Below are 12,962 nucleotides of genomic sequence, written 5' to 3'. Positions count from 1 at the left end.
TAGGTAAAAGGTTTTTTGAAACAGTGAAAAACCTTTTACGTTAGTTAATGTTAATAACTAAACAAAAATAGGATGGGGTTTAAGTATGATTGCTCTAACAGCTATTTCAGGAAAAGAATTTTATTTGAATTGTGAATTGATTTATCGGATAGACCGTTCTTTCGACACTATTATTACATTAACGGATGGCAAAACAGTACGAGTTAGCGAAACAGAAAATGAAATAGTAGAAAAAGTCATTCAATACAAAAGAAAAATATACAACGGTTTTTCAGAAGGAGAATTATGAAAAAAAATATTGTACCAATAATTGGTTTAATCTTAGGATTTGGTTTGATTATTTGGTCGATCACTTCTAGTGGAAATATTGCTAGTTTTATTGATACACCTTCATTAGTGATCACACTTGGTGGTTCGTTTAGTGCAATACTGATTAGTTTTCCATTGAAATCAATTAAAACATTGCCCTCTATTTTAAAAACATTGGTGCTTGATCCGAATCCTAACTACAATGAGTTGATTGAAACTTTTGCTTCATTATCTAGAAAAGCCAGAAGTCAAGGAATCTTGGCTATTGAAGAAGACATTGAACAGCAAGACAATGAATTGATGGTAAGCGGATTGCAAATGGTTGTAGACGGTTTAGAACCTGAAACAGTCAGAGATATTATGGAAATCACAACGGAAAACATTGAAAAAAGACACAGTGTTGGTCAAGATATCTTTTTAAAATGGGGCGAAATGGCCCCAGCTTATGGAATGATTGGAACATTGATTGGATTAATTATTATGCTAGGAGAGTTAGATGACCCTAGTACAATTGGTGTGGGGATGGCAACAGCTTTGATTACAACTTTCTATGGCAGTTTCTTAGCCAACTTAGTGTTCATTCCAATAGCCAGCAACTTGCAGAATCAAACCATTGAAGAAATGAAGTTCTGTGAAATGATTATTGAAGGTGTCTTATCCTTACAAGCTGGAGAAAATCCACGTGTCATTGAGCAAAAATTAAAAGGCTATCTGCCTTTTGAAAATAAAGAAGATGCGATGAAAGAAGCAGCTAAGATTCAGCAAGAGGAAGAAAACTATGGCTAGAAGACGAAAGAAAAAAGAAACCAAAAACAGCTCTAGCGGTGGCGGATGGATGACAACTTTTTCAGATTTGATGTCTTTATTGCTGACATTTTTCATTCTATTGTATTCAATGTCAAGTGTCAGTGCGGAAAAATTTGAAGCTGCAGCTAAGTCCATGCAATCAGCATTTGGCGGCGGAGAATCGATGCTTGAAGGAAGCACAGTCGTAGATACAAAAACAGATACGAGTGACGAGACTCTTGAAGAGACACTTGAAGAAATTAGTAAAAAGACGGTTGATCCAGAATTGCTTAAAATGTATAACGAAGTCGTTCAGTTTTTACAAGACAAAAATATTACTTCTCAAGCAAGTGTTGAATACGATCAAGATGGAATTTATGTAAATATTCAAGAATCGATTTTATTTGGAAGCGGAAGTGCAATTATTGCCGATTCAGGAAAACATACGTTAAATGATCTCGGTGAATTGATCCAACAATTTGACAATGCTGTAGTGATTGAAGGGTACACGGATAATGTGCCAATGTACAATGCAAATTTCAGCAGCAACTGGGAATTATCAACAGGCAGAGCCTTATCGGTCTTGCGGTATTTAAGTGAAGAAAGAGATGTTAATCCAACCAGGTTGGCGGCAAAAGGATACGGAGAATACCACCCGTTAGTTCCAAATGATTCAGAAGAAAATAGATCGAAAAATAGAAGAGTAAATATTGTTATTGTTTATGATCAACAGGAGGGTTAATAGCAGATGAAATCTGAAGAAGCAAAGCCTGCTAAAGGGAAGAAAAAAATAAGCATAATCATTGCTATCTTATTGGCAATTGTAGTAGGAGCAGTCGTCAGTTTTGGTTTTACTTCAGGTAAAGCAACGGAAATAATTAAAGGATTTTCAGAAAAAGAAGTCGTCGAATCAACGGTTCCTTTAGAAGAATTCTTAATTAATTTAGATTCTGGTGAATCGGTTAAAAAGAATTTTTTAAAAATTGAACTTTCTTTATACAGCACGAAAGAAGGCGCAGATGTATTGCTTAATGCAAATGTAGCAGAAATTCGTGATACGATTATCTCTGTTTTGCGTAAGAAATCAGTAAACAACGTGTTTGTAGAAGCAGAAGGAAAATTGATAATTAAAAAAGAATTGATTGAAGCGATCAATAAAAAATTAGACACAGATGCAGTGGAAGATATTTTCATCACAAATATCGTAACCCAATAAGAAAATAAAAAAGGAGGAAGAGAAAATTGGAACTTGGACTGAATTATGTGTTGAAAAGTGTCGTTGCATTGGTCGTGATCATTTTTGCGGCTAATTATGGATTGAAGTATTTAAATACGTTTATGACTAAAAAAAATCAAGTGATTAAAGTCATTGAAAGAACGCCAATCAGTAAAAGTTCGGCACTTAGCATCGTAGAAATCGCAGATACGTATTACTTAATGAGTTTTACAGATACGCGTAACGAAATATTAAGAGAACTGACAGCAGAAGAAAAAGCGAAAATCACGACTAGTATTGAAGAAGTTGTACCTGTTACACAATTGAAACCGAAAAAAGCGTCAGCTGGCAAAAAAAATATCCAGACCTTTAAAACCTTACAGTCTCAATACCAATCTTTCTATGAAAAGAGGAAATAAAGTTGCACAAGAAAAAGTTTTTGATTTTATGCTCTAGCCTCTTTTTAACCAGTTTTGTTCTCTTTCCGCAAGTTGCGTCAGCCGCTGAATTAACGGATGGATTAAACGGATTAACGGATCTCTTTGGAAAGCAATCTGGCGGGACTTCAGAAGTCGTTCAGTTGTTCCTTTTGACAACAGCACTAAGTTTAGCCCCAACGTTTTTAGTGTTGACGACTTGTTTCACACGGATTATTGTCGTACTGTCATTTGTCAGAAGTTCATTAGGAACGCAGCAAAATCCGCCCAATTTGGTGTTGATGGGAATTGCGTTGTTTTTATCTTTGTTTATTATGCAACCTGTCTATACTGATGTGATGGATGAAGCTATTACGCCTTACATAAATGAAGAAATATCCGGAATAGAAGCATTTGAATTAGCCGAACTACCGATTAAAGAGTTTATGTACAAGCAAACAAGAGATGAAGATATCCAATTGTTCTTAGATATATCTAAAACTGAAAAACCAGCAGACGTAAATGATCTTCCGCTAACGGTAGCGATTCCAGCCTTTATTATTAGTGAGTTGAGAACGGCTTTTACAATCGGTTTCTTAATCTTTATCCCATTCTTAGTGATCGATATTGTGGTGGCCAGTATTTTGATGTCAATGGGGATGTTTATGTTATCTCCTGTTATGATTTCACTGCCATTTAAATTGCTCTTATTTGTTTTAGTTGATGGATGGTATTTAGTAGTCGAATCGTTAGTCACAGGATTTCAGTAGAGGTGTGAAAAATGACAATTGTACAAGTTTTAGACATTATAAGAGAAGCATTCATGGTGATGATAGCAGTAGCAGGTCCGACATTGATCATCGCATTAGTGGTAGGACTGATCATCAGTATTTTTCAAGCAACTACACAACTTCAGGAACAGACATTGAGTTTTGTACCCAAAATCTTAGCCGTAATCGTCTCGTTAATCGTTTTTGGAAATTTCATGTTGAATGGTCTGATTACATTTACACAGAAAATTTTTGAAATGATTGCGGCGCTTTGAGAGGATAATCATGAACATACAACTGCAAACCATCATTTTAATTTTCATTCGAGTGACATCGTTTATAGTGGTAAGTCCAGGTTTTTCAATCAAAGGTCTGCCAAGTGTAGCAAAAATCGCTCTTTCGATGGGCATCACGTTAGCAGCTTACTCTGCTGTGCCAGTTATGGAACAAGAAGCAGGAACAGTACTTTTTGCAGTATTGGTCATAAAAGAAGTTTTACTTGGAATAGCGTTAGGCTTTATTACCAAACTTTTTTTCACGGCTGTTGAGATTGCCGGTAATTTTGTGGATTTCCAAGTAGGTTTTTCAATGGGAGCTGTTTATGATCCGAGTATGGGGATCAATGTTTCTTATTACGGGAAAATCTATTATTGGTTGTCTATGTGTGTCTTTTACTTAACCAATCTGCATCATGTCGTAATCAAAAGTTTGGTTAAATCATTTACGACCGTTCCGATATCCAATACCAATTTAGGTGATTTTGGTGTCGAAGGAATGATGAAATTACTTGGCATCATTTTTGAAATCGCGTTTAACATAGCTGTGCCGATGATGATTGTGGCATTATTGACGGAAGTGATATTAGGACTGATTTCACGTTCTGTACCTCAGATTAACGTATTGATCTTGGGGATGCCATTAAAAATCGTGGCTAGTTTCGTTATGATATTGGTTTTATTGCCAACTCTAGTAAAAAATATTCAGACAACCTTACCGTTGATGGTGAAATATATGAATGAATTTATGCAGTCGTTGTAACGAAAGAGAGGTGAACGTAGATGGCGGAAAAAGATGGTAAAACCGAAGAAGCTAGTCCCAAGAAACTAAGGGATGCTAGAAAAAAAGGGGAAATTCCTAAAAGTCCAGATTTAACTTCCGCTGTTACGTTTATTGTTTTTATTCTCTCAGCAACATTTTTAGGAAATTACATATTGAAAAATAGTTTACTTTATTTACAAAATTATTTAACGGCCGGATTCTCAGTAGATGGCTTGGAAAATGATTTAGCAGATATTGGAATGAAAGCCATTCTATTCACTTTAGTGTTAGCTGGACCTTTTCTAGCTATTGCCTTTGTAGCTGCATTTATTTCTAGTATTGTACAGACCGGTTTTTTATTCTCTGCGGAGCCGATTAAATTCAAGCTAAGTAAAATCAATCCTATTAGCGGCTTTAAGAATATGTTCAGTAAAAAAACTTTATTTACACTGGTCAAAAATGTGGCCAAATTAACACTTGTCTTTTGGATGGCGTATAAAACACTTGAAACCTCTATTTACTTGATTATTAACTCTAGCAGTATTGGAACGGAAAAAATATTTTTCTTAATGTCTGATCTTGTGATGGAATTAGGTACTCAATTAGGAGTCTTACTGCTTATATTAGGGCTAGTGGATTACATTTATCAAGTTTATGACTACCGGAAAAATTTGCGGATGTCTAAACAAGAAATAAAAGATGAATACAAAGAATCTGAGGGAGACCCACAAATCAAGTCGCAACGGAGACAACGTTACCGTCAATTAACAAAAGGGGCCTTGCGAGAGGTGGAAACAGCCACAGCCATTATTACGAACCCAACTCATCTAGCTATCGCAATTCGTTATGAAAAAGGCAAAGATGAGGTTCCCATCATTGTGGCTAAAGGAGCAGATCATCAAGCTGCAAAAATTAGAGAGAGAGCTAAAGCATTCGATGTTCCAATTATTGAAAATAAACCAGTCGCTCGAGCCATGTATAAATCGGTCGAAATCGGGCAACCCGTGCCAATCGATCTTTACCAAGCCATTGCTGAAATATTAGCATTGGTCTACCAAATGGAAGAATTAAATAAAAATAAAATTTAATGCTGATTTAAGATAAGGAGTTCAAAAACATGTCTACTGCTTTTTGGGGGAAATTAGAAAAACTAACCGGTTCTCTAGATGTTATCGTAGCTTTTTTTGTAATGGCTATTCTAGCGATGATCATTATACCTTTACCATCTGGATTACTCGATTTTATGTTAGTGATTAACATAGCGTTATCCATCACCATATTATTACTGACTCTGTTCACTAAAAATGTGTTAGAGTTCTCAACTTTTCCTACGATTCTATTAATCACAACGATGTTTCGTTTAGCGTTGAACATCTCTTCTACACGATTGATTTTAACTGAAGGAGAAGCGGGAGCAGTGATTGATACGTTTGCTAATTTCGTAGCAGGAAGTAATTTCGTTGTTGGAGCGGTTATTTTTATCATTATCGTCATCATCCAGATGATGGTTGTAACGAATGGTTCCAGTAGGGTTTCTGAAGTTTCAGCCCGTTTTACGTTAGACGCTATGCCCGGTAAACAAATGGCAATCGATGCAGATTTGAACTCAGGGCTAATTAATGAAGAACAAGCTAAAAAAAGAAGATCAGATCTTGAACGAGAAACTCAGTTTTTTGGAGCTATGGATGGAGCGAGTAAGTTCGTAAAAGGGGATGCCATGGCTGGTATCATTATTACCGTGATCAACTTGATTGGTGGAGTGGCAATTCATTCGCTGCAAAACGGCATGCCCGTTATGGAAGCATTGATGGCTTTTGGGAAGTTAACCATCGGGGATGGACTGGTTAGTCAAATTCCTTCCTTATTGATCTCGGTAGCTTCTGGTATCTTAGTGACACGTTCTGGAAGTATTAAAGGCTTTGGGAGCTCAATCGGTGAAGAATTGTTCGGTTCGTTCAAAGTAATGATGATGTTGTCAGTAATTTTACTATTATTTGCCATTATGCCTGGTTTTCCGACTGTTCCATTTCTATTATTGGGAGCAGCAGCCGGAGCGGCTAGTTACTTATTGATGGAGAATGAAAAATCTAAAAAATTGAATCAGAAAGCGAAAGAAATGCGCTCAAAAGCTGTACAGCGAACAAATCAAGAAAAAAGTACAGATGAATCAGTGGCTTCCTTTCAAGTGGATCCGATTTCCATTGAGATTGGCTACGGTTTGATTCCAATAGCGGATGAAAACCAAGACAACAATCTGATGAGTCATATCACAACAATCCGTAAACAAAGCGCTCATGAGTTAGGTATTTTATTGAGTCCAATACGTATTAGAGATAATTTGCAGTTGAAAGCCAATGATTACGTGATTAAAATTAGAGGAAACGCTGTGGCTCGTGGGGAATTGTATTTAGATAAATATATGATCGTAGACCCAGGCGAAACCGAATTTGATTTTGACGGTATCCCAACAAAAGAACCAGCTTTTGGCTTAGATGCTATGTGGGTAAACGAAAGTGACCGCGAAGCTGCTGACTTAAGAGGCTATACAGTAGTCGATCCGATAACCGTTTTAGTGACTCATTTAAAAGAGACGATTTACAAATCGAGTTATGAATTGTTAGGCCGACAAGAAGTGAAACAATTGCTAGAAGGCATTAAAGATAAATATGGTGTCGTGATAGATGAATTGATTCCAGATATTCTTCGTTTAGGTGAAGTGCAAAAAGTCTTGCAAAACTTATTGAAAGAAAGTATTCCGATTAATGACTTGGTTACTATTTTAGAAACGTTAGCCGATTATGGCAATACGACCAAAGATATTGAAATGTTGACTGAATACGTACGTCAGTCGCTTAAACGAACAATCGTTAAACCGTATTTAGATGAACAAAATGTGCTTCAAGTGGTTACTATATTGCCAGATACGGAAGAATTGATTACACGCAGCATTCAAAAGTCTTCAGCTGGATCAATTCCGATCCTGCAGCCTGAAACGGTCACGAAGATTTTTGACAGTATTACAGCTATTCACAACCAACTTTCGGCAAGAGGAATTCCACATGTTTTATTAGCTTCACCAAAAGTGAGACCAGCAATGAAAAATCTCATTTCATATAATTTCCCTGATTTAACGGTGGTATCTTTAAACGAAGTGCCAAATGATATTCCTATTGAAACAGTCGGCATGATCAATGGATAAAAAAATAAACGATAAGCTGAATGAAGGACTGGAATCTAATGGATTCTATTCGTTCCAGTTCATTCCGTTTTCTAAGGTGGAGGGGTATAAATGTATTACGAAAATGATAGGGAAAAGGAAATCATTAAATACCTTCCCTTAGTAGAAAAAATTGTTAACCGAATCGATATTAAGCGGAGTGAATATGACCGGGATGACTTATACAATATAGGCGTCATAGGTCTGATGGATGCGCTGGAAAAATTCGACAAATCGAAAAAAGTTCCTTTTGAAGGGTATGCGTACATTAGAATCAAAGGTACAATCATTGATGAAATCAGAAAAACAGCTCCCGTCTCGCGTACACGGATGGGGAAATTAAATGAGTATTACCGAGGCAAAGAAAAGCTGGAAGCAGAACTGATGCGCACGCCTACTGAAAAAGAAATTTGTGCAGAATTGAAAATAGACGAAAAATCTTTAGCAAAGATTCATGAAACAGTCCATAATTTAGCATCTGTCTCACTAGAAAAAGTGATGTTTAGCGATGATGGCAATTCAATCGAGTTATTGGATTTCTTAGAAGACACGCATGAAACTGGTTCTGAAGACACATTGTTGGATAAAGAACGGCAGCATCTGTTGACCAAACATGTGGGTCAATTGGATAAGCGCGAGCAAACCATTTTGAGTTTGATTTATGTTGAAGAGTTGTCGTTGAAAGAAATCGCATATATTTTCGACATCTCGGTTCCTAGGGTCTCACAAATACATGGCAAAATGATTTTGAAATTAAAAGGATCGATGGGGAGAGAATACGATGATTAGAAGTTTAACAACACTCAGCAATAGTATTAATATCCTACAAAAAAAACAAGAAAACATTAGTGCAAACGTAGCGAATATCAATACTTCTGGTTATAAATCGCAAGAAATTATCCAAAGTACGCGAGCATCAGAAATAATGTCCAATCATTTAGACGGACCATTGTTAAATCAACAACAAGACATTGGCGGCTTTACGTTTGGCAGTCAAATTGATGAGATTGTGCAAAACTTTAATCAAGGCGGTTTAAAAGCAACGACCTCTACGACAGATGTAGCGATTCAAGGAGACGGTTTTTTTACAGTTGAAGCCGCAAATGGTGAAACATCTTACACCCGCAATGGGAATTTTAACGTTAACGATGCTGGGGAATTGGTTACCCAAGAAGGTTACCGAGTTCTTGGGGTAACAGCTAACGGTCAGGCGGCTCCAATTCAAGTTGATGGAGCAGATTTTACGATTGATGCTAGAGGGACGATTGCGGGAACTGGAATGAGTTTGATGATTACCAATTTTGACGATACTGCTGGATTAACAAGAGTTGGAGATACACTTTTTACGGGTCAAGGCGGTACCGTACAAACTGGCGGAACGGTTGTGCAACAAAGTTACTTGGAAACGTCTAACGTAGAAACGGTTGACGAAATCACGAATTTGATGCAAGTTTCAAGAGCTTTTGAAGCAAATCAAAAAGCTCTCAGTGCAGCAGACGAAACGTTAAGAAAAGCTGTGAATGAAGTAGGGAAAGTCTAGGAGGATGAAAAAATGAGTATACCTTTAAGCATTAGCAAAAGCGGTATGAATGCCATTCAAAATCAAATGGACGTTGTATCGAATGATATTGCAAATATCAATACAACAGGTTATAAGTCTAAAAATATCAGTTTTAATGAATTGCTATTGAATGACATGAACGGAGAGGCAGCATACTTATCGGCTGATGCTCAAGGTTCAGGAATTTCAATAGGTTCAAAAAGTGCCGTAACTTCTACGAATTTTACCCAAGGAGCGCTTGTTTCTGATCCAAATGATTACCACTTGGCTATTGCTGGAGAAGGATTTTTTGGTGTTACGGGAGAAAACGGCGAACGTTACTTGACACGTGATGGTGCTTTCCACGTCAATGGAGATAAATCGATCACGAATGATAATGGAGACACTTTGGAAATCCAAGCCACTATTCCAATCAACCAATGGCCTGAAGGAGACGTATCCATTGCTGAAAATGGCGAAGTAACCATCCAATCAGAAAATAATAGTATGTTAGTCGGAACAATACCGTTATTTTACCCAGCTCAACCAAATGCTATGCAGCCTGTTGGAGAAAATAAATTCAGCTATGACGGTGCATTTGGAACGGGAGAGGGTTCGATTCAACAGCATTATTTAGAAGCCTCAAATGTTGATTTAGCTTCTTCTATGACTGAAATGATTTTGGCACAAAGATCTTATTCAATGAATCTTAAAGTAGCACAAGGCACAGACGAAATGGCTTCAGTCATTAATCAATTTAAACAATAGCATTTAGTCGCAAAACAGGAAAAGATAGGAATATCTTTAGGCACATACACTATCGGATTTGGGTTGACGCGAAATAGGCGTTGGGGAAGAATTTGAGGTAAAATAGGTGATGAAACATGATTAAAATGAAAAATGTGATTAAAAACTACTCTAAGGGAGTGAAAGCTCTTCGAGGAGTCAATCTGACGATTGCAGATGGGGAATTTGTATATTTAGTTGGAGCAAGCGGCTCTGGAAAGTCGACTTTAGCAAAATTACTGTATCGGGAAGAAAAAGCGAACAAAGGTCAAATTGAGGTTTGTGGTCAATTGATCTCTAAAATGAAAGAAAAAGATATTCCTAAACTTAGAAGACAGATTGGAATCGTTTTTCAAGATTTCAAATTATTGCTAGACCGTACCGTATTTGATAATATTGCCTATGCATTAGAAGTAATTGGTATAGAACCGGATGAAATCAAACCATTGGTGATGCAAGCTTTGCGTTACGTTGAATTAGAACATAAGGCCAATGATAAACCTACTGAATTATCCGGTGGAGAACAACAACGGGTTTCGATTGCACGTGCAATCGTTAATTCACCTAAACTGATTATTGCAGATGAACCAACAGGTAATTTAGATCCGAAAACAGCTTTAGAAATCATGCGGTTATTTTACCGTATCAATCAACAAGGAACGACTATTTTAATGGTTACTCATAATCGCAAGATAGTAGATAAGTTTCGCAATCGTGTCATAGAAATTGAAAATGGCAAAATTGTCTGGGATGAAAATAAAGATGACAATGCAATTCAATACGATCTGTCATTGGGAGAATATGTGGTTGTTTAATACATAAAAAATGAATTTGTGAAATAGATAGGTTTAAGCATAAAGAGAGATGCTTAAACCTATCTATTTTTTTGTGGTCCAATAAACGCTACGGATAAATTTAGTTGAAAAGATTCCGATTGTATAACTAAAGTTTTCTAAAAAAGGACCGATATAGTAAAAGATATATAGAAAGTAAAAGAATGAATCTGTTTTATCCGTAATAGGAACAGAAATAGATCGAAAGGGTGTAGAGTAGTTGGAAAATAATATTGAAGATAAAACCATCACCAAAGGTAAATGGAAGATCAAAGAATTAGATTTAGCAAGATTTAAGAAAGTAATGAATTTTAAGAGTTTAAAAACAAAAATCCTTCTAGCATTTATGACGGTCATTGTATTAGTCATTATCTTATCTTCAATCACTATTGTGACGATTTCGAGAGCAAATGACAGTACAGAAAAAATGGTCGATGAAGAGTTAGAACTTCTAATTGTTAATGATGATTTGACATTCAGTCTGTCACAAAGAATCGCAGCAGCGCGAGGATATATATTATTTGGAGATCAAATGTATAAAAATTTATTTAATCAGTATTCTGAAAAAAGTCATGAACATGAAAAGAAAATTCTCGCTCTGTCTGATGTGAAAGCTTCAAAAGAAATTGTCGCACGAAGTAATGACTGGGAACAGATGGTACTGACAGAAGTATTTGAACGATACGACAATGGCGATACAGCTGGCGCTGCCAGCTATTTAAGATCATCTGTAGAACCTTACTCCAACGATTTGATTAATGAACTTGAAAAATTGTCCACTGAACAAAAGGAATCTATAAAAGCTGACGCACAAATAGTTACGAATTCTGGAAACCGTTCGTTGATATCTATCATTATTATCAGCATTATCATTATCCTAGTAGGTATCGCTATAGCTTTATTGACATCAAATTCAATCATTAAACCGATTAAAAGAGTGATGGAACGGATGAATATTATTGCCTATGGAGATCTTACTTCTGAACCATTAGAAATAACAGAAAAAGATGAAACAGGCCAATTAGCTATGGCAATCAACCAAATGCAAGTTATGGAAAAAGAAGTTATGGAAGGCATTCAAATGGCTTCTGAGATGCTAACGAATCACAGCAATCAATTGACACAAGCTGCAAATGAAGTGAAATCAGGTTCAGAACAAGTAGCGACAACCATGCAAGAATTAGCAACTGGATCAGAAGCACAAGCGACAACCGCCAGTAATTTAGCTGTCGTGATGGATAACTTTACTAAAAAGGTCCAAAGTACCAATAAAAGTGGCGAAAAAATTAAAGACTCTTCAATGGGTGTTTTGTCTATGACCGCAGAAGGTAAACAATACATGGAAGACTCTAGTCAGCAAATGGCTAAAATCGATGAAATCGTCTTAGAGGCGGTATTTAAAATGGCTACATTGGATAACCAAACAAAAGAGATTAATCATTTAGTGGTCATTATTCAAAAAATCGCCGATCAAACCAATTTGTTAGCATTAAATGCAGCGATTGAAGCCGCACGTGCTGGCGAGCATGGTAGAGGATTCGCTGTAGTAGCAGATGAAGTCCGCAAATTAGCTGAACAAGTAGCCGTATCGATTGCTGATATTACTGGATTTGTTGGGAAAATTCAAGCCGAATCTATGAAAGTAAGCGAGTCTTTACAAAGCGGTTATACAGAAGTACAAGAAGGAACAAGCCAAATTAAAAAAACTGGTGATACCTTTAATAAAATCAATGCTTCCGTTACAACAATGGTGAAAGGCATTAAAGACATATCTGATAACTTAGAAAGCATTCAAGTAAATAGTGAAATCATGAACAGTTCAATTGAAGAAATTGCGTCTGTTTCACAAGAGTCAGCTGCTGGGGTAGAAGAAACATCTGCCGCATCACAAGAAATTACAAGTTCAATGGATGAAGTTGCTGAAAATTCTGAGCAACTTGCCGATTTAGCAAAAGGTTTAGCTGATATGGTTGAAGAATTTAAGGTATAAAAGCAAGTGGAAAAAACGTGAAATAGAACGTTGAAATAAGCAAAACAGGTTTACCTTCTAG

Annotated in this window: 15 protein-coding genes; all 15 read left to right on the top strand. The window is 36.5% G+C overall.

What is annotated here, in order from left to right; genetic code table 11:
* Nucleotides 1-85: 85 nt before the first annotated feature.
* The 15 genes from BP18_RS08740 to BP18_RS08670 all read left to right on the top strand — a co-directional run bounded on the left by BP18_RS08740 (nucleotide 86) and on the right by BP18_RS08670 (nucleotide 12,901).
* The gene (locus BP18_RS08740; protein ID WP_007721147.1) at nucleotides 86-289 is read left to right on the top strand and encodes a flagellar FlbD family protein; all 204 of its coding nucleotides are present in this window, start codon (nucleotides 86-88) and stop codon (nucleotides 287-289) included.
* On the top strand, nucleotides 286-1,095 hold the full coding sequence (locus BP18_RS08735; protein ID WP_007721145.1) for a motility protein A: 810 nt from the start codon (nucleotides 286-288) through the stop codon (nucleotides 1,093-1,095). Before BP18_RS08740 ends, BP18_RS08735 begins: the two co-directional genes overlap by 4 nt.
* Nucleotides 1,088-1,837: an OmpA/MotB family protein gene (locus BP18_RS08730; RefSeq protein WP_035050592.1), complete on the top strand. Its 750-nt coding sequence runs from the start codon at nucleotides 1,088-1,090 to the stop codon at nucleotides 1,835-1,837. The genes BP18_RS08735 and BP18_RS08730 overlap by 8 nt, the downstream gene beginning before the upstream one ends.
* A gap of 6 nt (nucleotides 1,838-1,843) precedes the next feature.
* Entirely contained in the window at nucleotides 1,844-2,311 is a 468-nt protein-coding gene (locus BP18_RS08725; RefSeq protein WP_029277890.1) for a flagellar basal body-associated FliL family protein, read from the top strand.
* A gap of 26 nt (nucleotides 2,312-2,337) precedes the next feature.
* Nucleotides 2,338-2,730 (top strand): flagellar biosynthetic protein FliO, encoded by a 393-nt coding sequence (locus tag BP18_RS08720; protein WP_029277892.1) that lies wholly within the window; start codon nucleotides 2,338-2,340, stop codon nucleotides 2,728-2,730.
* Entirely contained in the window at nucleotides 2,727-3,497 is a 771-nt protein-coding gene (gene fliP, locus BP18_RS08715; protein WP_029277894.1) for a flagellar type III secretion system pore protein FliP, read from the top strand. Before BP18_RS08720 ends, fliP begins: the two co-directional genes overlap by 4 nt.
* An 11-nt stretch (nucleotides 3,498-3,508) precedes the next feature.
* Entirely contained in the window at nucleotides 3,509-3,772 is a 264-nt protein-coding gene (gene fliQ / locus BP18_RS08710) for a flagellar biosynthesis protein FliQ (protein WP_029277896.1), read from the top strand.
* A 10-nt stretch (nucleotides 3,773-3,782) separates the two neighbouring features.
* On the top strand, nucleotides 3,783-4,535 hold the full coding sequence (gene fliR, locus BP18_RS08705) for a flagellar biosynthetic protein FliR (RefSeq protein WP_029277899.1): 753 nt from the start codon (nucleotides 3,783-3,785) through the stop codon (nucleotides 4,533-4,535).
* Nucleotides 4,536-4,555: 20 nt separating this feature from the next.
* Nucleotides 4,556-5,623 carry a flagellar biosynthesis protein FlhB gene (gene flhB / locus BP18_RS08700; protein ID WP_029277900.1) on the top strand — a complete coding sequence of 356 codons (1,068 nt, stop codon included), beginning with the start codon at nucleotides 4,556-4,558 and terminating at the stop codon, nucleotides 5,621-5,623.
* A gap of 29 nt (nucleotides 5,624-5,652) precedes the next feature.
* Nucleotides 5,653-7,734: a flagellar biosynthesis protein FlhA gene (flhA, locus tag BP18_RS08695; protein WP_029277902.1), complete on the top strand. Its 2,082-nt coding sequence runs from the start codon at nucleotides 5,653-5,655 to the stop codon at nucleotides 7,732-7,734.
* A 90-nt stretch (nucleotides 7,735-7,824) separates the two neighbouring features.
* Nucleotides 7,825-8,541 carry a sigma-70 family RNA polymerase sigma factor gene (locus tag BP18_RS08690; protein ID WP_029277904.1) on the top strand — a complete coding sequence of 239 codons (717 nt, stop codon included), beginning with the start codon at nucleotides 7,825-7,827 and terminating at the stop codon, nucleotides 8,539-8,541.
* Nucleotides 8,534-9,292 (top strand): flagellar hook-basal body protein, encoded by a 759-nt coding sequence (locus BP18_RS08685; protein WP_029277906.1) that lies wholly within the window; start codon nucleotides 8,534-8,536, stop codon nucleotides 9,290-9,292. Before BP18_RS08690 ends, BP18_RS08685 begins: the two co-directional genes overlap by 8 nt.
* Before the next feature lie 12 nt (nucleotides 9,293-9,304).
* Complete coding sequence (locus BP18_RS08680) at nucleotides 9,305-10,060, top strand: flagellar hook-basal body protein (protein WP_007721116.1); 756 nt, start codon at nucleotides 9,305-9,307, stop codon at nucleotides 10,058-10,060.
* Between the two features lie 116 nt (nucleotides 10,061-10,176).
* A complete protein-coding gene (gene ftsE / locus BP18_RS08675; protein ID WP_007721115.1) occupies nucleotides 10,177-10,893 on the top strand; it encodes a cell division ATP-binding protein FtsE in 717 nt (238 codons plus the stop codon).
* Between the two features lie 238 nt (nucleotides 10,894-11,131).
* The gene (locus tag BP18_RS08670; RefSeq protein ID WP_051926204.1) at nucleotides 11,132-12,901 is read left to right on the top strand and encodes a methyl-accepting chemotaxis protein; all 1,770 of its coding nucleotides are present in this window, start codon (nucleotides 11,132-11,134) and stop codon (nucleotides 12,899-12,901) included.
* The last annotated feature ends 61 nt before the right edge of the window (nucleotides 12,902-12,962 follow it).

Origin of the sequence: Carnobacterium jeotgali MS3 (genome assembly GCF_000745125.1) — a bacterium.
GTDB classification, from domain to species: Bacteria; Bacillota; Bacilli; order Lactobacillales; family Carnobacteriaceae; genus Carnobacterium_B; species Carnobacterium_B jeotgali.
The sequence above is the reverse complement of the archived record's forward strand: the minus strand, read 5'-3'. Positions and strand labels throughout refer to the sequence as shown.